We start from the raw sequence: 22,213 nt of genomic DNA, 5'->3' as shown, positions 1-22,213 counted from the left end.
CCAAGTTTTCCCACTGTCAAATCTCAAATCCGAACTGTTTTCTCACTGTCAGTTCTGCCTGATGGCCCTGAATCTTTTCCGCCATCCATTGATCTGCACTCCTTATAGCCTACCGCTAAAAGAGAATTTCTGCAATCAGAAAAATCATTGCACAGATCAGATTTGCAGTCAGGCTGCAAAGTGCCTGCTCTCGCTCACCAAGCTCCGCAAACGACACGATGTGCTCATCGGCAAAGTCAACGAGATCGCTCGTCCCCCTGCGGACCGGCTTTTTCTTCTCTCCCTCCCGCTTCTCAAACAGGTGATGAAAAGACACCCCGTCGAATTTCAGATAGGAGAACCACGCAAATGCCAAAAACAGCACGCCAACGACAAAGCAGCCATCTCTTCTCAGAGACAGCTGCCCTCCCGTGTTGACGTACCGGTTCCATAAAAGCAGGACTGCAAGTGCAATCGCTGCCCTCGCCACGACCTTGTAGAGAATCGGGCGAACCATGTATGACCGATAAAACGACAACCATTTTTTCATTACTTTGATTCCTCAATTTCCTTTCGGTAACCGTCAAGCTCCTTCTGATTTCCGTAAACGAAATGTCCCGGAAGAATCTCCTCCCAGACCGGTCCGTCCACGCTGTAATCATGGATCGACGGATCGTAGACGAGAAGTTTCTTGTTCTTCTCAAGCTCCGGATCCGGAATCGGAACTGCGGACAGAAGTGCCTTTGTGTACGGGTGAAGCGGATGCAGGAAAAGCTCCTCCGCCTCAGCAAGCTCCACGATACGGCCCTTGTGGATAACCGCAATTCTGTCAGAGATGAAACGCACAACCGACAGATCGTGAGCGATGAAAAGATACGTCAGCCCACGGCTCTTCTTTAAATTGTTGAGCAGATTTAAAACCTGTGCGCGGATTGAGACATCCAGAGCGGAGATCGGCTCATCGGCTACAACGAACTCCGGCTCCATAATCAGCGCACGCGCAATTCCGATACGCTGACGCTGGCCGCCCGAGAACTCATGCGGGAAGCGGGAAGCGAACTCTGGAAGAAGTCCAACCTCGTGAAGCGCCTCGGCAACCTTGCGCTTGCGGTCTGCCTCGTCCTTGTACATGTGGAAGTTAATCAGACCCTCGGAGATGATGTAGTCAACTTTCGCACGCTCATTTAAGGATGCCATCGGATCCTGGAAGATCATCTGGCAGGTCTTTACAACCTCGCGATCAAGCTCTCTTGAGATCTTTCCGCTGATCCGCTTTCCGCGGTAGAGAATCTCTCCGGCAGATACCGGATTGATTCGAGTGATCGCTCTTCCGATCGTCGTCTTTCCGGAACCGGACTCTCCTACGAGTGAGAACGTCTCTCCTTTGTAAATGTCAAAATTTACATGGTCAACGGCAACAAACTTTTTCTTTCCGCTTCCGAAGGTAATCTGCAGATCTTTGATTTCAATTAATTTCTCTTTCTCAGCCATCGCACATTACCCCCTTTCCTTCAATTTCATTTGCTCGCGCAGTCTGCGGATCGAATCCGGCTGCTCAATCTTCGGTGCTCTCGGATCGAGATACCAGGTCTTTGCACTGTGAGTCGGAGACACCTCAAAGAACGGCGGCTCCTCGACAAAGTCGATTGCGAGCGCGCGCTTGTTTCTCGGCGCAAATGCATCTCCCTTGACCTCGTTGAAGAGGTTTGGCGGAGTTCCGTCGATTGTCGGAAGCGCCTCGCCCTTGACTCCGAGCTGCGGGAGTGCGGACAGAAGTGCCCAGGTGTACGGATGCCATGCATCGTAGAAGATCTCCTCGACCATTCCGTACTCGACGATCTGTCCCGCATACATCACGGCAACGCGGTCTGCGACATTTGCCACAACACCGAGGTCATGCGTGATGTAGACAACGGTCATGTTCAGCTCTTTCTGGAGATTGCGGATCAGATCCAGGATCTGTGCCTGAATCGTCACATCGAGAGCCGTCGTCGGCTCATCACAGATCAGGATCTCCGGGTGGCAGGCAACTGCGATCGCAATGACAACTCTCTGGCGCATACCGCCGGAGAACTCATGCGGATACTGGTTGTAGCGGCGCTCTGCATCCGGAATTCCTACCTTTCGGAGCATATCAAGCGCCTTTGCCTTTGCCTCCGGTCCCTTGATTCCCTGATTGAGTTCAATACTCTCCTCGATTTGACGACCGATTTTTTTCAACGGGTTCAAAGAAGTCATCGGATCCTGCATGACCATGGAAATCTTCTTTCCACGGATCGTCATCCACTCCTTCTCCGTCTTGTAAGTTGCAAGATCCTTTCCGTCATACTGGATGCTTCCGCCGATAATGCTTCCGTTCGCATCGAGCATTCCGAGAAAGGATTTTGTAAATACCGATTTGCCGGAACCAGACTCTCCCACGATCGCAAGCGTCTCCCCCGGATAGAGATCCAGGGAACACTTGCGGATCGCCTTCAGTTTCTTGCCGCGCAGGCTGAACTGAATCTCGACATCTCTGGCAGACAGAACCGGCTTTTTTTCCATATTTGTGTTTGCCATATCCGTTTCCTCCAAGGATAAATGTGTTTTTCAAAAGGTTTCCTTATACGTGATTTCTTGGGTCTGCCGCATCCGAGAATGCATTTCCCACCAGATAGAAAGTGATGGTAATCAGGGATACGATGACTGCCGGGAAAATCAGCAGGTACGGATACTGCAGGAAATAGTTGCGGGCATTTCTTAAGAGAATGCCGAGGGACGGCGTATTCACGTCAAGTCCGAGTCCGAGGTAGGACAACGTGGACTCCAGAGCGATCGTCTGCGGGATGGACAGAGCCAGACGCAGGATGATCACACTGATCAGATACGGGAAGATATTCTTCACAAGAATTCGCCATACCGGTGTTCCGAGACATCTCGACGCCAGATTGTACTCGCGGTCGCGGTACATCAGCACGAGGTTTCTCACGTTTCGGGCCATCACAAGCCAGCCGACGGTGATCATCGCGATCGCCATGTTGCGGAAGCTCTGTCCGAAGAGCAGGGCTGCGAGCGTCATGTAGATGATCGTCGGAATATTGTTGATGACGTTGTAAATCTCTGTCATGACGCGGTCAAGACTGCGGACATATCCCCAGATGCATCCGATCGTCACACCGATCACGCACTCACCGAGTGCAACGATCAGTGCCAGCTTGATTGAAATCTGGGCTGCGTACCACACCTGACACCAGTAGTCACGTCCGAGGTTGTCCGTTCCGAACCAGAATTCTCCGTTCGGGGACGTGAATGCCAGGGACGCATCCGACATGATCTGCGCGGAAGAATAATCGTACTTTCCGATTTTCAGCGCGATAAAAGAAAAAATAACAAGTGCAAAGAACACGAATGCCATAAATACTGCGGACTTCTTCTTGAGGAAATTCTGGAATACGGATTTCCAGTAAGAGTAATCCGAGTATCCGGTGCGCTCCGCTGCCTCCGGAGAATACTCCACAAATTCAAATCCGTTGCTTGGATTCTCATTCTGATTCTGTTTCTGATTCTGTTCGCTCATCGACTGCCTCCTTTGTCTGTCAGCTTGATTCTCGGGTCGAGAAGCATCATCAGCACGTCACCCAGAAATACGCCCAGAACTCCCAGTGCCGCATAAATGATTACCAGGGTCTGAACCACATTCAAATCATAACGGGTGATGGCATCTGTCAGAAGCGGTCCCATTCCCGGAACAGAGAAGAAACGCTCTGCCAGAAGGGAACCACTGATCGTCATCAGAAACGATGCCGGGATATACTGTACCAGAGGTACGAATGCATTCTTGAGCACATGCTTGACCATGATGTCCTTAAATGCCATGCCCTTAATGCGGGCGAGCTTGATATAGTCTTTATTCAGCTCATCAACCATATATCGTCTGGTCCACAGCGCATAGTGGGCGATGGATGCCAGAGCGAGACAGACGATGGGCAGAATGCTGGATTTTCCGACATTTCTTGTGGAATAGAGCGTCGGCAGATTCAAAACATGAGCGCCAAACGCAAGCACAAGAGAATAGGATACCAGCGGCGGTACTGCGTTTACAAAGATCGTGTAGGCGGTTCCGATGTGGTCGAAAATGCGGTCCTTGTGACGGGCCTGCATCACGCCTAAGAACACACCGATAATCAGGGCGATCACCAGAGCGGTACATCCGAGACGCATGGAGATCGCAAATTTTGTTCCGATTACTTTCAGAACCGGAGCGCCCGTCTGAATTCGACGGGAAACACCGAAGTCAAAATGCAGAAGCTGTCCGTAAAAACGGAGCAGCTGCTGTCCGATCGGATCCAACAGTCCGGCTGCCAGCAGCTGATCGTTCTTCTGCTCCTCCGTAAGCTTCATGACCTGGTCTTCTGTAAAGTAGTAGTCCGTCGGAAGCATCCGCATGAGCAGGAAAACAATCGTTGCCACAACCAGGACTGTCACAAGTGACTGCAACAGTCGTTTGATTGTGTATTTTGTCATATCTTATTACTTCGCCTCCGCTGCAAAAGCCTCATACTGCTCGGTTGTATACGGAGTGGTGGAAGTCTCCCAGTTCTTGTAAGTATAGTTCTGTGCGCCGTACATCGCATTCATCTTGCTGTAATCGTTGACCTTGGTCAGCTGCCACTGGGTCTCGTACTGAACCGGGATCGTCAGGGCATGCTCAAGCAGATATGCCTCAGCCTCTGCGTAAGCGTCGTAACGCTGATCCATATCGTCGCAGATGTCGCCAGCCTTCTCTACCATGTCAGAGAATTCTTTGTAGGTCGCAATCAGCTTCTCATCGGTTGCCTCGTTGATTCTGGAGTAGTTCTTGGAGTAGTATGCTCCGTCATATCCGTAACGCTCCTGATCAAGGAAGTTTGCCGGATCACCGTAGTCTGCGCCCCATCCACTGATGTAGTAAGAATGGTAACCAGGCTGGATAACCTCTTTTGTCACACTGGATACAAAGGTCTTGATGTTGAAGTTTACATAGTCGTCGCCAAGGCACTCAGAGAAGATCTGCTTCATGATCGTCTGGGTATCCAGAGCATTCTGGTCACCGGAAACGATGTAGTAGTCGATCTGGATCGGGAAGGTAACGCCCTGTGCGCTCAGCTCTTCCATAGCCTGCTTCTTGTAAGCCTCAGCCTTCTCCTTGTCGTATCTTCTCATGTGCTCACCGTCAGACTCCGGCATTCCGAGGAGTTCCTGAACCTTGTCGGTGTAGTCTCTTCCATCAGAGTACTTTAACAGACCCTTCATCGTGTAGCACACGTTCTCGTTGTGGAGCGGGTTGATGAAGTTGGATCTTGACCAGTACTTCGTTAAGTCCAGACCATAGTACATAGAGAGACGGAAAGCCTCGTTTGCAACTGCGGTGTTCCAGTTGGTATCCGGAGTTCCATCCTCGTTGTTCTTTGCATAGTTCAAATGCATCTGATAGGAGAACTTCTTCGGGCGGGTCTCAGCCAGATATGCGTGATCTTTGTTGTTCTCGTCATCGTAGATCGTTCTCAGATCTGCCTCAGACAGGGAGATGTTGTCAAGCTCACCGTTCTGCCACAGCTGATACTGCTGGGTTGCATCGACCATGCGGATCGTAACGGTGTCAAACAAGGTTGCATCCTTATCCCAGTAAGAATCGTTCTTGGAAAGAATCTTCTCGTTGTTCATCGTGAAAGTGGTCTCAAAGTACGGTCCGTTGTACCACATGTTCTCATTCGTCATACCGATCATGCCGTCAACGCCGAGCTCATCGATCAGACCCTGAGAGATCGGATACATGCAGGCAGAAGTCATCACGGTATCGAAATACGGAGCGTTCGTTGTGCAGTGGTAAACCAGAGTGTAATCATCCGGTGCCTCAATGCCAACCATCTCAAGCATCTTGGAAGTATCGAGTGCCTTTGCCTCTGCCTCCGGAAGATCCTTCGTGTAGTTGTAATAGTCCTCAGCTCCTGCAATCAGTGCCAGAGGCATAGAAGCGTTGTTTCCGCCGTTCTTGTGAAAGTTCAGAACCCACTCCATTGCGGTGATCCAGTCCTGTGCCGTACAGTCAGCTTTCTCATTTCCATTGATGTCTACCCATTTCACGTCGTCTCTGAGTTTGAAGGTCCAGGTAAGACCACCGTCCTCGGTGCCCCACTCTTTTGCAACAGCTGCGCGCAGCTGTCCTTTGTTATCGACCTCCAGAAGCGGAGAGTACATATTACACAGTACATTCAGATCTGCTGCCTTCTCCGTGTTCAGAATAAAGAATCCCTCCTGCTCACGAATCGGAGCCTCATAAGTTACCAGATCCTTGATTGCAGATGTATTTCCTGCATCTGCTTTTCCGCCGTCATTGCTGCCGGTATTCTGGCTGGAGCTTCCGCCGCATGCAGTCAGTGCCATCGCTGCTGCCATCGTAAGTGCTGCCAGACGTGCTGTGTTTTTTCTCATTGCAAATATTCTCCTTCCTTTCTGTTTCCTAATAAGCAACATAAACCCTGCCGATTTTTCGCACTTCAAATCGGCAAAATCTTTCTTTTCCCTCTGCCAAATCAGTTCCATATTCAAGTTGTGTCGAGCGATGTCGAAGCGAATTGTAAGACCTGCTTTCGCAGAAAGAAAAAAAGGCGAAGATCTTAGCCTGAAGCTATTCTTCGCCGCTGACTTTTATTGTAACATCGACACTTCGATTCGTCAAGCATTATAGTGTGCCACACGCACAACTGTGCGGGAAATACGGTCTTTTTTTCTGGTTTCCCTTACAAAATTAAGTAAGATTTCCAGAATTTCACCATTTTTTCTGTCTATTCTGAACAATATGAATCAAACCTGTCACCCTCTCCTCGGAGCACGGACACTCCAGATGCTCCCAAAACAGAAAAAGAGGACATATTTCGGGATTTTGTCCCATTTATGTCCTCTTCCTATATTCCTATCTGTAAACTCTGATTAGACGAAAATCCCAGTCCTTAAACCATTGATTCCCGTCTGCCGGCACAGAGATTTTCAAACTCTTTCAGCTTCTGTTTTGCCTCCGGGCTTAAATTCTGCGGTACCTCAATCTGTACCGTCACATACTGGTCACCGTGCACAGACGGATTCTTCATCGAGACAATGCCCTTTCCTCTCAGACGGATCTTTGATCCGGACTGCGTTCCCGGCTTAATCTTGCAGGAAACTCTTCCGGAGAGCGTCTCAATCACAGCCTCTCCGCCAAACACTGCCGTCGTGAACGGAATCGACACGGTTGTGTAGACATCCATGCCCTTGCGCTCATATCCGGCACGCTCGAGAACCGTGACTTTCAGCAGAAGGTCTCCTGCCTCGGCACTGCCGCTGCCCGGATTGCCCTTTCCCTTCAGGCGGATGGATTTTCCGCTCTCAATGCCCGCCGGAATGTGAACCTGAAGCGTGTGAACCTTTCCGTCAACACCTTTCAGATTGACCATCTTGTCACAGCCGGAAACAGCCTCATCAAAGCTGATCGTCAGCTCTGCCGTCAGATCACTTCCCCTGCGTGAACGGCTTCCGCCAAAGCCTTCCTGACCGAAACCACCGCCGAAATGGCCGCCGCCAAAACCGCTAAAGCCGCTGAAACCACGGCTCTTTCTGCTGCCTGAGCCGCTTCCACCGAACATATTTCCAAAGATGTCGCCGAACATATCATCCATGCCGCCGCTTCCGCCGCTGAAATGATACTCCTGCCAGCCGCCGTTTCCGCCGCCGAAGCCACCTGCCCCGGCACCGCTCGCCGAACCGGTTCCGTCAAAGGCTGCATGACCGTACTGATCGTACAGTTTCTTCTTCTCCGGATCACTTAAAATCTCATAGGCCTCCGTCACATCCTTAAATTTCTCTGCTGCCTCTGCATTATCCGGGTTGCTGTCCGGATGATACTTCTTTGCAAGTTTTCTGTATGCCTTTTTGATTGCGGCTGCATCCGCATTTCTGTCTATTCCAAGAATCTCATAATAATCTCTCTTTGCCATATTGATCACCCTACCTGTATGAATCTCTCGTGTGAAAGCTCCTGAATATAAAAATCACAAGAATTCAGCTTTTATTAAGAAACGGGGCTTTCTCCTGAATACCTGTCCGCAGTGTGTGTGGACATCATGTTCATTTCCAGCCCCGTTTTCATTATGTTCTATTCGTAATATAACACATGTTCTTCATATTTGCAAGAGTGTAAGAAAAAAATTTTTTCTTACATGAAAAACATGTTAATTCTCTTTCTTGATTGTCACATCCATCTTGTTGTAAGGGATCTCAATTCCCGCCTGGTCGAACTCCAGCTTGATCTTCTCCGTGATGTCAAAATATGCACTCCAGTAATCCGGTGTCTTTACCCAGCCTCTCGCGCCGATCATCACTGCACTGTCCCCAAGCTCAGACACAAACACTGTGATCTCGTCCTCTTTGAGAATCTGCGCATTGTTCTCGTAAATCTCTCTGAGCACATTCTTTGCAAGTTTTAAATCAGACTCGTAGGAGATTCCCACAAACACGTCCACGCGGCGCTTTTCCTGGGCAGTCACGTTGATGATCGTTCCGTTTGAAATGCTTCCATTCGGAATCGTGATTTTCTTATTGTCCACCGTTGTCAGCGTCGTGTAGGCAAGACCAATGCCCTGAACCGTTCCCTCCATGCCGCCGAAGACAATGTAGTCATGCAGCTTGAACGGTCTCGTCATCATAATCAGGATTCCTCCCGCAACGTTCGCGAGGCTCCCCTGAAGAGAAAGACCGATTGCCAGGCCTGCGGAACCGAGAAGCGCGACGATCGATGCCGACGGAACTCCAAGTTTATCAAGAGCCATGAAAGCGGAAATCGCATAGATTCCGGCATTCACAACGGACAGCAGAAACTTGCTCACGCTCAAATCAAGATCCATTCGCTGAAACGTTCTCTTTAAGAACCCGCGAACAAACTGCGCAATCCTTGTTCCGATAAACATGATGATTGCCGCTGCAAGAATTCGGTAACCGAGCGCTAAAAGCCCCGGCGTCCATCCCTTGATCGTCTCTAAAATCACATTCGGTTTTAACTGCTGAAGATCCTGCTGGATCTCAGCAGATGCCGGCGTCGCCGTCAAAATATCGGTGAGAGCCGATGCACTCGTCTCCGTCGTATCCCCAGTAGCAGTCAGGAAAGACGTCAGCCCTCCCAAACCTGTTATTGTGTGAAATATCATGGTTATTATCTCCTCTTTTTATTTCTGGCGTGGTGAAATTTGATTTTTTATCTGTATCTTTTCCATCTTTTTATTGCGTCGTTAAAGCTCAAACCAGATGGCTTATCAAACGAACTATGTGAGCTTCATATTGTCAAAGCTCCGGAGGCGAGAAAGATTCTGCAAACCCGTGTGAGACGTCGGTGCTTAGACTGCGTACTTTGCAGTCTTATGCACCGCTACGTACGCTCGGCGTATCGAGGAAGCGCCAGTGACGCTTCCGCTGATTTACCCGGAGCGAGAGCGCGTTTGCAGAACTTATCTCGCCGTAGGAGCCTATGAAGAAGCCTATCACTTTTCCACAAAATCTCTAAGAAAGCAACTTCCCAATCTCCCGCTCCTCCTCCGAGAACAGAAGATTCTGATTATACTCATAGTAGCGCTCGCACTCATATTCCTGCAAGAACTGAACGCTGTAAAATCCGGTGTTGAGCTCCGTGACAAAGAGCACCATCTCCTGACTTCCGCCAAACGCAGCCTCCATAAAGTCAAACGCATGCTCAAGGCGCGCTCCGCTCCGGTCCACGAGATCCTCATAGGCATCGCTGTCTGCTCCGAAACGCTCGCGAACCTCCTCCCAGACTTCTGCACCGTCCGCAAAGTTCCCACTGCGGATAACCTGAAGATCCGCCTCAAGCTTTGCGGAAACTGCCCGGCAATCAGAGAGTGCTGTTCTTGCGAGAAGCCCATCTGCAAGACGCTTCTCCCAATCCGCCCGAAAAGCCTCAACCTGCTCTGCAAATGCTTCAACCGCAGAAGTCACAGACGTTCCGAAGGCTCCCGACATCTGAAGCTCTTTCATCTTCTTCATCCGCAGCTGCATCCGCTCCTGCGTCCGGACAACCTCGCGGAAGCCATCGTTGAGCCCTGCAAGAAGCAGACCGACCACGCTGATCTTCTCATCAAACGGCGCCTTCTGGAGTTTCTCCACAACCGGCTCTGAGATCTTTCCGTCGAGAATCTCTGCGACCTGATAATCATTCTGATACTTATAGTAGAGCTCCAGATAATTTGCAAAGTCCTTCGCAATCTTCGGGAACTGGATATACTCTGCGACAAGTTCGCGGTCCACTTTCTTGCCCTGTTTCTCGTAGATCCAGATCAGCTCTGACAGATCCTCCCAGCCTCTCGGGGTTGCAAAAATCCTTCCATCGACCGTCGTCTCTATCCGGCAGAAATTCTCCTTGCGGATTCCCAGATAGGAACGGATTGCCGGATGAACATTCACACGCACCGCATACTCCATCCAGACGTTAAGATCTGCCTCAACATCCATCCGGCGGATTCGGTCCATCGTCACGATGTCGAATTCTCTGACCGACTTGTTGTACTCCGGCGGATTTCCCGCTGCGACGATGATCCACCCTTCGGGAATCTTGTGATTTCCAAACGTCTTTCCCTGAAGGAACTGGAGCATCGTCGGCGCAAGCGTCTCTGACACACAGTTGATCTCATCGATAAAGAGGAGTCCCTCCGGAAGTCCCGTCTGCTCAATCTTGTCATAAATCGATGCGACGATCTCACTCATCGTGTACTCGGTCACCGCATACTCTCTTCCGCCGTAATTCTTGTGCTCGATAAACGGAAGTCCGATCGCACTCTGTCTCGTGTGATGCGTAATTGTATATGAGACAAGTCCGATCTGGCACTCCTGCGAGATCTGCTCCATGATCTGCGTCTTTCCGATTCCCGGAGGTCCAATCAGAAGCATCGGTCTCTGGCGGATCGACGGAATCGCATACGCCCCGTACTCATCCTTCGCCAGATACGCCTCGATCGTATCCTTGATTTCCTGTTTTGCACGTTTGATATTCATAATTTCTCTCCTCCAAAATCTGTTCCGGCTCAAGAATCAGCTTGATTGCCCAGGGCGGAACAGAGATGTCCACATACTGATCTTTGACAAACACGAAAGCTGTGTCATAGAACGGTTTCTTCACCGGATAAATTCCCATTCCGTCTGTGAAATACAAAAGTCCTTTTAACCGGTGGAAAGCCCCCTGATTGGCGAGATGATTCACATGCTCAAATGCCGGACGGAAATCCGTTCCGCCGTTTCCAATCACAGTGAACTCCTTCATGTAGGCCTCCATCTCCTCGCGGTTTGTGATCAGGCGGTCCTCCTGAACTTCCTCATCACACTGGATGATGTGAATGTTCGTCTTCTTAAAGTAGCTGTCCGACTCACAGAGAATATCGTAGGTCTCCTCGAGGAAGCGGCGCACGAGATCCCCCGAACACGACATCGAGGTATCGATGACGATCACAAAATCCTCAATCCGGCTGACCTCCTTCGACTCAAGCGGTTCGACAAGCGGCATATTTCCATAGAGCGACAGCCCATACGTATAAAAAACATAGTCGAATGAGTCCGGATCAACCTGCATCTCCTCCCGGAGTACAGAGAAACGGCGCAGAAACCGCCGGTAATCATAGCGTTCCCTGTTTTCAACCTGAACCTGCTCGAGAAGACTCTTTGAATCCTCATCCTGCTGGTTTCCCATCGTCTCCATCTCGGTCTGGACCTTGTCCCGGTTATCGCTCCACTGATTCTGACGCACGAAGCTGTTCTTCGGCGCATCATCCGGAAGTTTCCAGAAGCGGTGATCGTCGGCATAGAACTCTTGCTCCATTCTGCGGTACTGCTGTTCTTTGAGATCCGCCTCTCTCAGAACCCGGTAAATGCCCTCCGCATTCAAAACCTTAAGTTTCTTTCTCAGTCTCCCGTACCAGTCCATCCGAAACGGAGTCATCGCGACGTGCACGCATTTCATGTAAATTCCGTCAATCACCGACTCGACTGCAATGTCACACGCAAGGTTCCAGAGTTCTTCCTCCCGTTTTCCCCTCGTGTCCATGTGGGAAAACAGACAGTGGAGCAACATATGGAGATAGGCGCGGTTCACATGCACACGTCCACTCTTGTAAAGACCACACAGATAGTCCGGGTCATAATTTATGACAAAACCGTCCGTCCCGATCTCCCCGCATCCCGGCACAGCCTCAAAGCCGAGACTGCTCAGAGAGACATCGAGATAGCGCATATTCAGATAAAGCTCGTTTCTCGAATTCATCAGAATTCTTGTGCAGAGCTCGACGGTACTCAACTCTTCTAGCTGTCTCTGTCTGACCGGATCAATCATGGTTTGAATCTCCTCCTCTCTCGTATCTTCTTAATCATCTTACTCTTATCTTTTCGGAAATCTAAAGTTCAAACCGGCGGCGGCGTGCTCTCGTCTTTGACTCTGCATTTTCTTTCTGTTCGGATGTTTCTGGCCCGTCCGCATGAAAATGGCGGTAATTCATCAGCCAGCTGACCATCTCCGTGTTCTCACACTTCTGCGCCACCGCAATCAGCTCCGCCAGCTTCTGGGTGAGCGTCGGCTCATCCTTCCCGCTGTTTTCTTTACCGGCACCTTCCTGATTATCCTGAGTATCCGCAAGCACGCTCTCGACAAGCCATGGAAGCCCTCCGGGCTCTAAGTTTGTCGCCTGATTCCGCTTAGGGCTGTCTGCCTGAATCAGCAGGGTCCCCGCACATTTCCAGTGTTCTCTCACATAGTCGAGATACATCTGGCGGCGTTTCTCGGAAAGTCCCCACGGATAGAGGATTCTGCCGATCGCAAGCTCTGTCACAAGTTCCTCCGACTCCTGAACCTTTACATGGGGAAAGAGCTCATCGTATCCCGCAAACTGAAATTCCCGGTTTGCAAAGCAGTAACGATAGCGATGGCCGCAGCCGTGCGTCTCGGTCACAAGAATTCTCGCAGGTGTATTTTCCACGGACTCCTCAAAATATTCCGGAAAAATCAGACGCGCCTCCTGATTTCCTCTGTGAACGCGGACACGAAGCGTCTGTCTGATCTCCGAGAGAATGTCCTTAAAGCAGGATCTTTCCCCCTCAAACTCCGTAAAATCAAGAAACTGCATCGATGGAGTGTCCGCAAAGAGCCCTGTCCCGAGGTCGAGCGCCCTCCCGCCCATGTAAACCGCCTTCAGCTGCTGACAGCCATAGAACGCATAGGCACCTATTTTTTTCACTCCAATCGGGATGTGCACCTCCTCGATCTCACTGCCCGAGCAGACATAAGCACCGAGCGCTGTAACCGGAAGTCCCTCTTCCTCCTCCGGAATCAGAACCACAGCTCCGGGCTCTGGAATCTTGTCGATCTGAATCTGATCTTCTTTCCATTTTGAATATGTGATTTCCATTTTCCCTGTCTTCCTCACTTCATCACTTCATCTGACAACTAACATCTCAACATCTGAATTCTCAATTCTCTATTCTCTATGAAACGAAAAAGCGGACCCCGATATTCTCGGAATCCGCTTCTAATAGAGCGCGAGACGGGACTCGAACCCGCGACCCCGACCTTGGCAAGGTCGTACTCCACCAACTGAGCCACTCGCGCATATGCTGTTGTTTTCAACGAAATGAATTGTATCATACTTTTGCGAAAATTGCAACTCTTTTTTACAATTTTTTTCGTGAAGCGGGCAACGGGAATCGAACCCGTATATCCAGCTTGGAAGGCTGGTGTTCTGCCATTGAACTACGCCCGCAAATACTGCCTCTTGAGGTTACCCTCAGTGCCTTGGACCGGAATCGAACCAGTGACACGAGGATTTTCAGTCCTCTGCTCTACCAACTGAGCTACCAAGGCCCGCCATGTCAAGATCAAAATGCCGTAGGCCGGAATCGAACCGGCACGGGAGATTAGTCCCGCAGGATTTTAAGTCCTGTGCGTCTGCCAGTTCCGCCACTACGGCGCACCGCTCCACATCGAAATGCTTCGCGAATGGATGGAGGTGGATTCGAACCACCGAAAGCACAGCTAACAGATTTACAGTCTGCCCCCTTTGGCCACTCGGGAACCCATCCATACTGACCTTAACAAGCGAGTAAAATCATATCATGGATTTTTCAAAAAATCAAGTGTTTTTTTCAAAATTCTTGTCACTTGTTCAACAGCAACGGATTTTGCCGATATTTTGCATTCCAAATCGACAAAATCTGCTGCCATTACAGTATTCAAGCCGACGCTCGCAGAGATCTAATACCGCCCGGTTGTCAGCAAAATTCCGCTGTTTGCCGGAAGTTCCAGCGTGAGCACACCGTTTTCCGCATGATATATAACTTGTCCGGCGTTGTAGCCCTGCGCGTGCGAGAGCATCATTCTTGTCAGTGTCTCCTCATCCGAAATTCCAAGTTCCCAGACCGGGACGTGCACCACGCGGCTGTCTCTTCGGTTATTAATGACGATCACGCACTTATTTTCCCCGCGCATCCGCCCGTAAGCGATCAGCTGGCGGTCTGCGAGAAGTTCCTTGACTGAACCTCTTCGGAGCGCCGGAAGACGCTTGTGCAGATCAATCATGTATCGATGATACTCAATCAGCTCAAAATCCTCATGTCCCCACGGATATGTTCTTCGGTTATCCGGGTCTGTCCAGCCGCAGACTCCCGTCTCATCTCCGTAATACAGCGTCGGTGCGCCCGGCCAGGTCATCTGCACCATAACGGCTTCACGAAAGACCCCGTAATTCACACCGACAGACGCCATGTCCGCCCCCATCGTTCCGATTCGCCCAACCATCTGGTTTGTTCTCGTCAGGAAACGGCTGTGGTCATGGTTGGAGAGCTGGTTCATCGATGTCATCACAGACTGCCCCTGCATCCTGCTCATGTGGTAATGCATGGAGCGGAAGAAGCTCTCTCCGTCCCCATAGAGCGCACTGTTGGAACCATCGCTGTGCTTCTCCATTCCGGTCAGAAACCATGTCAGCGGCTCCATGAATGCGTCATAATTCATGATGGTATCCCACTCGTCGCCCTGAAGCCAGCTGCTCGGATCTCCATAGTGCTCCGCGAGAATCACGGCCTCCGGATTTGCCTTCTTTACATTGGCACGGAAATCTTTCCAGAACTTGTGATTATACTCCCCGCTGTGGCCGAGATCAGCCGCCACGTCAAGACGCCATCCATCGACACAGAACGGCTCTGAGACCCATCTGCGCGCAATCCGCATCACATACTCATACAGTTTCGGGGACTCCTCATAGTTGAGCTTCGGAAGCGTGTCATGGCCCCACCAGCCGTCATAACTTCCGTTGTCCGGCCATGCGTGCTCATTATTGAAGTGAAAGAAACTGCGGTAAGGGCTGTCCGCGCTTAAATAGGCGCCCGTCTCATATCCGCCCTGGTGCAGGTAAATCTTCTCCCGGTCAAGCCATTTGTTGAAAGAACCGCAGTGATTAAAGACCCCGTCGATGATCACGCGCATTCCCCTCTTATGCATCTCACTCACGAGGTCGGCAAAAAGTTTGTCGCTCGCCGTGAGATTCGCCGGGTCCGCACTCCGCCTCTGGTAACAGGTCGCATTCTCATTCGAGACTGCATTCTCTGCGACAAGATCCCCGCCGTCCTTCACAATGACTCCGTAATGCGGATCAATGTGCTCATAGTCCTGGCTGTCATACTTGTGGTTGGACGGGGAGACAAAGAGCGGGTTAAAGTAAATGACCTCGACACCAAGATACTGAAGATAATCGAGCTTATCGCGGACACCCTTGAGATCCCCGCCGTAAAAGCAGCCGACATCCATCGTCGACGGATTCTGCTCCCAGTTTTCCACTTTGTGAACCGGACGGCCGATATAGACGTACTCACGCTCCTTTACATCGTTGTCAGGATCCCCGTTGCAGAAACGATCCACAAAGATCTGGTACATCACGGCCCCCTTCGCCCACTCCGGAGTGTGAAATCCCGGAGTGATCGTAAAGATTCCGCAGATATCCGCATACTTTGCGGCTCCGAGACATCCGAAGAAGCGGGTATTTGCATGCCCCTTCACCTCAAAATAATAATGAATGACAGAATCTGCGACCGTCATCGTCGTCTGAAAGAAATCGAACCGGTCATTTGAGGCGGTTTTCTCCATCTCGAGACGCTCTCCGCTCTCCGCGATCACACAGAACACCTGCTGTGCATCGTTCTTTGCCGTCCGAAACCGCAGGTTCACCGCATCTCCCGCATCCGGTTCCTCCGGCATCCGGTAATCCTGTGTCTCGTCTGCAAATAATGCCCGTTCATTTATTTTCTTTTCTTCTGCCATCATTCTTCTACTCATCACTTTCAATCAAATTTTTCCACTATCTGGCAAATCATGCCTTTCTGCTATTCTACTATTGTATCCAATTATCAGAAAACTTACAACTCTTTTTCCAAAACCAGAAAATAAGTTGCAGTATCCGATCGTCATCCATAAATTATCATTCATAAATTGCAATCCACAAATCACCACAATGATTTAAAAGCATCTGAAAAATATAGAACATAGAACGTTGAGTTGAATGGAATGGAAAAATCCAGAAATGCGAAAGAGCCAGCGGGGTAGCTGGCTCTTTCAGGAGAAGGTATTTCGTTTCTTATGGGGTGTAGCAAAAAACTATATAATGTATTGGGGGGTTTACGCTAATTATAGTACCATAAACCTCGTCCGAAGTGTGCACAAACATGCACAAATTTTAAAACTTTTTTTGTGCACTTTGTCGGTTTTTGTCATTCATTCCCGTCCACTCCGGCTTGCCTGGTCCCTGATGCACCTTCTCTTACTCGTATTCTTACTTCTCTAAGTTCACTTTCGATGGCGCATCTGCCTGCACCTTATCCCGGTTGTCAAACAGTGCCTCAAACTCTTCCTGACCGATCTTTTCCTTCTCGATCAGCAGTGCGCTGCAGCTGTCAAGGACGTCGCGATGTGCAAGAATGATGTCCTTCGCTTTCTTGTAACACTCGTCGATGATCCGTTTCACCTCGCTGTCGATCGCGGAGGCAACTCCCTCCCCGTAGCTTCTGGTGTGGGCGAGATCCCGTCCGATAAACACTTCATCGTCGTCCGTTCCGTAATCGATCATGCCGATCTTCTCAGACATTCCATACTGCGTCACCATCGCACGTGCAATCTTCGTCGCATGCTTGATATCCTGGGAGGCCCCGGTCGTCACATCCTCAAAGATGATCTCCTCAGCGATTCGTCCGCCAAGAGATACCATGATGTCCTGAAGCATCTTGCCCTTGGTGTTGAACATCTCATCGTCTCCCGGCAGCGGCATCGTGTAGCCTGCTGCACCGACTCCGGTCGGGATGATCGAGACGGTGTGCACCGGTCCGACATCCGGAAGCACATGGAAGAGGATCGCATGGCCGGACTCGTGGTAAGCTGTGATCTTCTTCTCCTTGTCGGAAATCACACGGCTCTTCTTCTCCGCACCGATTCCCACTTTTACAAACGAGCGGTCAATATCGCTCTGGCGGATATAGCTGCGGTTCTCTCTCGCCGCAAGGATTGCCGCCTCATTCATCAGGTTCTCGAGATCTGCACCTGTAAATCCAGACGTCGTCCGGGCAACGCGCTTAAGATCCACATCCTCGGCAAGCGGTTTCTCTCTCGAGTGAACCATGAGGATCTCCTCACGTCCCTTCACATCCGGACGACCGACTGCGACTTTGCGGTCGAAACGGCCCGGGCGAAGAATTGCCGGATCCAGAATATCGACACGGTTTGTCGCTGCCATCACGATGATTCCCTCATTGACACCGAAACCATCCATCTCCACAAGGAGCTGGTTTAACGTCTGCTCTCTCTCATCGTGGCCGCCGCCCATACCGGTTCCCCTCCGGCGTGCAACGGCATCGATCTCATCGATAAAGACGATACACGGTGCATTCTTCTTTGCGTCCTCGAACAGGTCGCGGACACGGGAGGCACCGACACCGACAAACATCTCCACGAAGTCAGAACCGGAGATTGAGAAGAACGGAACTCCCGCCTCTCCTGCGACTGCCTTTGCAAGCAGAGTCTTACCGGTTCCAGGAGGTCCCACAAGGATGACACCCTTCGGAATTCTCGCTCCGACTCCGGTATATTTCTGTGGATTTCTCAGGAAATCCACCATCTCCTCGAGATCTTCCTTCTCCTCCTGAAGACCTGCGACATTCTTGAACGTCACATTGCTGTTGTGCGTCATGCGCGCACGGCTCTTTCCAAAATTCATCATCTTGGCATTCGTTCCGCCGCCGCCCGCTCCGGCACGCATATTCATCATAAAAATGATCAGTGCAACTCCGCCGACTGACAGCACAACCGGGAAGATCACGCTCATCCAGTAGCTGCTCTGGGAGACATTCTGGATCGTGAAATCAATTCCCTTGTCCTGAAGCATCTCCTCCGTCTTCTTGACATCGGAGACATAAGTCTCATACTGTCTTCCATCACTCGTCTGAATCTGAACACGTCCCGTCGGAACCTGCTCATTCTGATGGATCACAAGCATCTGAACTCCGCCGCCGTCAAGAACCTGCTCAAACTGCTGACTGCTCAGTTCTCCCTGCTCATTCTGTCCCGGCAGACGAATCAAAAACAGAGCTGCGATCAGCAGCAGAAGCACCAGAAGCCCGGTGCCTCGATACGTCTGTTGTTTCACTTATCAAGTCCTCCTTACTACCGTCCTACTGCTGCTCTACCACACCGATAAACGGCAGATTGCGGTATTTCTGAGCATAATCCAGTCCGTATCCAACAACGAACTCATCCGGAATCGTAAAGCAGGTGTAATCCACCTTGACCTGCTTCTTCACACGGCGCTCCGGCTTGTCGAGAAGGGTGCACAGATGAATGCTCTTCGGTCCTCTCTGCTTGAGCACTTCAATCAGGTAGGACAGGGTGCGTCCAGAGTCAATGATATCCTCCACGATCAGAACTTCCTTGCCTGCAAGCGGCTCATCGAGATCCTTTACAATGCGGACTACACCGCTTGATTTCGTGTCGTCCCCGTAGCTGGAAACAGACATGAAGTCTAACGATACCGGAACCGTCAGGCGCTTTGCCAGCTCACAGGTAAAGAAAACTCCACCCTTGAGCACACAGATCAGATGAACACTCTTTCCCTCGTAATCCTTGCTGATCTGCTCTGCAACCTCACTGATTCTCTTATTTACTTCCTCTTCCGTCAAAAGAACACGAATCTTATCTTCCATTTCTTTCTCCTCCGTCCAGTGTTACCTCTAATACCGTTTTTGTATCATCCGTAATCTTATAATATTCGCTGATCCGGTACCCGATCACCCAGAGCACATGACTGCCCTCGGCAAGAAGCGGAATCTGATCGCGCAGATGCCTCGGAATTTTCTCGTCAATCATATATCGGGCTGCTGTCTTTCTTTTTCCGCCCGGAATGCTCAGATAATCCCCTTCTTCTCGAAAACGTACCGAAAGTGCAGTTTTAATTTTATCATAATCAAACCATTTCGTATACAGGTTTTTCGGAAATTCAGCACCTTTTTCATGTGGAAAAATCCGCATTTGAAGATTCGGAACTCTCTTTTCTTCCGGAATTTTCTCCGCAGAAATTTCTCCACTTCTGTCTGAATTTTCCCGAACTTCCTGTGTCTCTGCTCTGCTGCTCTCACAGAATTTGCAGATCCAGAGATAACGGTAGCCGGTCTGTGCACGCAGATCTCCCGGAAGATCCGCGCTGCCTCCGACCGATCCGAAAGCAAGACGGTCAAGACTGTCAAAATGGCGTCTTGTGATGTCCTTCCATCCCGGCTGCGCGTGATCGAGAAGAATCCGGATCAGATAAGAACGGATAATCGGCTGCTGCGCGCGAAATTCGTCAAGCGCAATTCCAGCTGCTGCACCAGACGGCGCTTCTGCCTCCCCTTTTCCGTCTTCTCTCCCGGCACGTCTCCACACTGCGAGCGCCTGTTCCTCGAGGTACGCATCCGCCTGCGCAAACAGCTCTCCTGCGTGCAGAAGATTTTCCTGCGCCCGCGCATTCACAAGATTTTCCATCATCGGAAGCAGTTCACGGCGGATCCGGTTACGCGTGTAATCGCCGGACTCGTTTGTCGAATCCTCGCACCAGCAGAGTTTCTCTCTCTTTAAGTACTCCCGGATCTCCTCCCTGCCCACACACAAAAGCGGACGGATTCTGCGCCCCTGCACCGGATGCATCCCAGACAATCCTCGAAGTCCGCTTCCGCGAAGCAGATGGTGAAGAATCGTCTCCGCCTGATCCTCCTGATGATGGGCGAGCGCTATTTTTGCAAAGCTTGTGCCATTTGTGGAATTTTCAATCAAATGAAGTTTGCAGTTCTCCTCATCCCACTCTCTCGCCATCTGTTCAAAGGCTTCGTAGCGCAGGACACGTCCTGCCTCCTCCTCCGACATTCCATGTTCGCCTGCATAGGCACGAACATCCCTGTGAACGGAAAAAAACGGGATCTCCATACGCCCGCAGACCTCCTGCACCCACGCCTCATCCCGATCTGCCTCAACTCCTCTCAGACCGTGATGAACATGAATCACACGAACAGAAACCGGAAGCACCGTGCGAAGCTGATTCAGAATCGACAGAAGGCAGATCGAATCCGCCCCTCCCGACACTGCCGCAATCACCCGGTCTCCCGGCTCCAGCATATGAGTCTCCCTGATAAATCGAATCACTTTATTTTGCATACCTGCCTGTTCTCCTCTTCTGTCCGCCACGACACCTCTTCATTTGTTGTTGTTTGTTATTGTTTGTTATTGCTTTTTCCAGATTCCCGCCACAAACACAGTCATATCATCCCTGCATCCCTCCCGCACTGCAAAGTCGAGAACCCGCTGCGCGAGATCCTGCGGGCTCTTTGCGGGAATCTCCTCGAGAAACCCCTGCATACTTTGTTCTTTGTATACACCTGGACAGGCATCTAAAACCCCGTCCGTCATCATCACAATCCAGTCTCCATCCCAGAGTTTTCGAGACAGCAGGGATGGCTCCGCCCCCGGCAGAACCCCTGCCGGAAGTTCCCCCGCCTCGAGAATCTCCACCTTTCCATCGCTGAGCACAAAAGTCGCAACTGCGCCCATCTTCATTGCTTCCAGAACGCCATTGTGAAGATCAACACAGGCGAGATCCAGCGTAGCGGGATGCTGTTGGGTTCCCGTCAGAAGCAGAACCGTATTTGCCATCTTCATCGCCGCACGGGCAGAAAATCCTGTCTCCAAGAGCTGCCCGAGCAGCTCCACAATCTTCCCGCTCTCCGCTCCGGCCCTGCTTCCGCTTCCCATCCCATCGGACAGCCCCAGAATCACCTGCCCCGGGACCTGTTCCGACCAGATATAATTATCCCCGCAGACCGTCTCTCCCTGTTTCGGAATCCGCGCAGTGCCGTATCTCATCTGGTACTGCCCCGCCTCCGCAAACCGGATCGATGCGCTCTGGCGGTTGATCAGCGTTCTCGTGTCCGGCGGCGCATACCAGCTTCCGCCGACCGCCTCGCCGAACAGTTCCGCTGCCTCCCTCGCCGTGACACAGCGGTTTCCGAGCGCGCGGACAGTCAGATACGCCTCCCGCTGATGATTTTCATACTCGAGAAGAAGCATATTTTCCACCCCGATGCGATGAAGACGAAACTTTCGGCGCACCGCCTCCTCCTTTGCCGCCGTCACGTCGGTTGCCGCCTCCATCTGCTGGGCAAACTCGTCGAGAATCACCGCAAGCTCCCGAAACTGCACCATGACGGTGTCCCGGCTCTCGAGAAAACGGTTTTTCCACTCGAGATTCATCGTGGCGCGCCCTAAATTCCGGTTCAGCTGCGCCATATAATCTTCTTTTCTCCTGCACGTCTCAAGGAAAAGGCGGGGCATGTCCTCCTCCCCCACCTCCCCCTTCTGCTCAAACGCACGGAGCAGGTAATAGAGGTAATAGCTGTCTGATTTCTCACTGCTGCTGTAAAGATTGCAGCGGCTGCACGATCCACAGACCATCGCCGCCGACATCTGCATCGCCGCAAGGGCATCCTCCCGCGTCAGCCCCTTCTCTCCCTCCATGCCATCAAGGCAGGAACGCGCCAAAAGTCCCAGAGAACGCGCCATTCCGCTCAGTTTCCCCGCCGTATAGATATTTACATCCGCCATGTCCCGGCGTCGTTCCCGTTTCCACACAAAAATCCC

Annotated in this window: 16 protein-coding genes and 5 tRNA genes; all 21 read right to left on the bottom strand. The window is 51.1% G+C overall.

The features are described 5' to 3' along the window. Positions 1 to 115: 115 nt before the first annotated feature. The 21 genes from ACR0QE_RS00445 to ACR0QE_RS00345 all read right to left on the bottom strand — a co-directional run bounded on the left by ACR0QE_RS00445 (position 116) and on the right by ACR0QE_RS00345 (position 22,204). Positions 116 to 529, bottom strand: coding sequence for a hypothetical protein (locus ACR0QE_RS00445; protein WP_432626418.1), 414 nt, complete (start codon positions 527 to 529; stop codon positions 116 to 118). Beyond that, on the bottom strand, positions 529 to 1,470 hold the full coding sequence (locus tag ACR0QE_RS00440; RefSeq protein ID WP_432626417.1) for an ATP-binding cassette domain-containing protein: 942 nt from the start codon (positions 1,468 to 1,470) through the stop codon (positions 529 to 531). Before ACR0QE_RS00440 ends, ACR0QE_RS00445 begins: the two co-directional genes overlap by 1 nt. Positions 1,471 to 1,476: 6 nt before the next feature. Continuing rightward, entirely contained in the window at positions 1,477 to 2,523 is a 1,047-nt protein-coding gene (locus ACR0QE_RS00435) for an ABC transporter ATP-binding protein (RefSeq protein WP_432626503.1), read from the bottom strand. Positions 2,524 to 2,581: 58 nt separating this feature from the next. Beyond that, positions 2,582 to 3,535 (bottom strand): ABC transporter permease, encoded by a 954-nt coding sequence (locus ACR0QE_RS00430; protein WP_432626416.1) that lies wholly within the window; start codon positions 3,533 to 3,535, stop codon positions 2,582 to 2,584. After that, positions 3,532 to 4,482, bottom strand: coding sequence for an ABC transporter permease (locus ACR0QE_RS00425; protein WP_432626415.1), 951 nt, complete (start codon positions 4,480 to 4,482; stop codon positions 3,532 to 3,534). Before ACR0QE_RS00425 ends, ACR0QE_RS00430 begins: the two co-directional genes overlap by 4 nt. Positions 4,483 to 4,488: 6 nt before the next feature. Continuing rightward, positions 4,489 to 6,429, bottom strand: a complete 1,941-nt coding sequence (locus ACR0QE_RS00420) for an ABC transporter substrate-binding protein (protein ID WP_432626414.1) — start codon at positions 6,427 to 6,429, stop codon at positions 4,489 to 4,491. Positions 6,430 to 6,947: 518 nt separating this feature from the next. Then, positions 6,948 to 7,967, bottom strand: coding sequence for a DnaJ C-terminal domain-containing protein (locus tag ACR0QE_RS00415; protein WP_432626413.1), 1,020 nt, complete (start codon positions 7,965 to 7,967; stop codon positions 6,948 to 6,950). Positions 7,968 to 8,201: 234 nt separating this feature from the next. Next, positions 8,202 to 9,173, bottom strand: coding sequence for a mechanosensitive ion channel family protein (locus ACR0QE_RS00410; RefSeq protein WP_432626412.1), 972 nt, complete (start codon positions 9,171 to 9,173; stop codon positions 8,202 to 8,204). A gap of 349 nt (positions 9,174 to 9,522) precedes the next feature. Further along, positions 9,523 to 11,028 (bottom strand): ATP-binding protein, encoded by a 1,506-nt coding sequence (locus ACR0QE_RS00405; protein WP_432626411.1) that lies wholly within the window; start codon positions 11,026 to 11,028, stop codon positions 9,523 to 9,525. Then, positions 10,964 to 12,355: a vWA domain-containing protein gene (locus tag ACR0QE_RS00400; protein WP_432626410.1), complete on the bottom strand. Its 1,392-nt coding sequence runs from the start codon at positions 12,353 to 12,355 to the stop codon at positions 10,964 to 10,966. The genes ACR0QE_RS00405 and ACR0QE_RS00400 overlap by 65 nt, the downstream gene beginning before the upstream one ends. A 61-nt stretch (positions 12,356 to 12,416) precedes the next feature. Continuing rightward, positions 12,417 to 13,424, bottom strand: a complete 1,008-nt coding sequence (locus ACR0QE_RS00395) for a leucine-rich repeat protein (protein WP_432626409.1) — start codon at positions 13,422 to 13,424, stop codon at positions 12,417 to 12,419. A gap of 127 nt (positions 13,425 to 13,551) precedes the next feature. Continuing rightward, a tRNA-Gly gene (locus ACR0QE_RS00390) sits at positions 13,552 to 13,624 on the bottom strand. A gap of 80 nt (positions 13,625 to 13,704) precedes the next feature. Then, positions 13,705 to 13,775: transfer RNA gene (locus tag ACR0QE_RS00385), tRNA-Gly, on the bottom strand. Positions 13,776 to 13,803: 28 nt separating this feature from the next. Further along, a tRNA-Phe gene (locus tag ACR0QE_RS00380) sits at positions 13,804 to 13,876 on the bottom strand. A 20-nt stretch (positions 13,877 to 13,896) separates the two neighbouring features. Continuing rightward, a tRNA-Leu gene (locus ACR0QE_RS00375) sits at positions 13,897 to 13,982 on the bottom strand. 30 nt (positions 13,983 to 14,012) lie between these two features. After that, positions 14,013 to 14,094: transfer RNA gene (locus ACR0QE_RS00370), tRNA-Tyr, on the bottom strand. Positions 14,095 to 14,266: 172 nt separating this feature from the next. Further along, the gene (locus ACR0QE_RS00365; RefSeq protein ID WP_432626408.1) at positions 14,267 to 16,330 is read right to left on the bottom strand and encodes a glycoside hydrolase family 13 protein; all 2,064 of its coding nucleotides are present in this window, start codon (positions 16,328 to 16,330) and stop codon (positions 14,267 to 14,269) included. A 505-nt stretch (positions 16,331 to 16,835) separates the two neighbouring features. Continuing rightward, a complete protein-coding gene (gene ftsH, locus ACR0QE_RS00360; protein WP_432626407.1) occupies positions 16,836 to 18,698 on the bottom strand; it encodes an ATP-dependent zinc metalloprotease FtsH in 1,863 nt (620 codons plus the stop codon). 25 nt (positions 18,699 to 18,723) lie between these two features. Further along, positions 18,724 to 19,251 carry a hypoxanthine phosphoribosyltransferase gene (gene hpt / locus ACR0QE_RS00355; RefSeq protein ID WP_432626406.1) on the bottom strand — a complete coding sequence of 176 codons (528 nt, stop codon included), beginning with the start codon at positions 19,249 to 19,251 and terminating at the stop codon, positions 18,724 to 18,726. Then, entirely contained in the window at positions 19,241 to 20,734 is a 1,494-nt protein-coding gene (gene tilS / locus ACR0QE_RS00350) for a tRNA lysidine(34) synthetase TilS (RefSeq protein ID WP_432626405.1), read from the bottom strand. Before tilS ends, hpt begins: the two co-directional genes overlap by 11 nt. Before the next feature lie 66 nt (positions 20,735 to 20,800). Next, complete coding sequence (locus tag ACR0QE_RS00345) at positions 20,801 to 22,204, bottom strand: SpoIIE family protein phosphatase (RefSeq protein WP_432626404.1); 1,404 nt, start codon at positions 22,202 to 22,204, stop codon at positions 20,801 to 20,803. Between the last annotated feature and the right edge of the window lie 9 nt (positions 22,205 to 22,213).

This window comes from Brotaphodocola sp. (assembly GCF_050873065.1).
Taxonomy (GTDB): Bacteria; Bacillota; Clostridia; order Lachnospirales; family Lachnospiraceae; genus Brotaphodocola.
The sequence above is the reverse complement of the archived record's forward strand: the minus strand, read 5'-3'. Positions and strand labels throughout refer to the sequence as shown.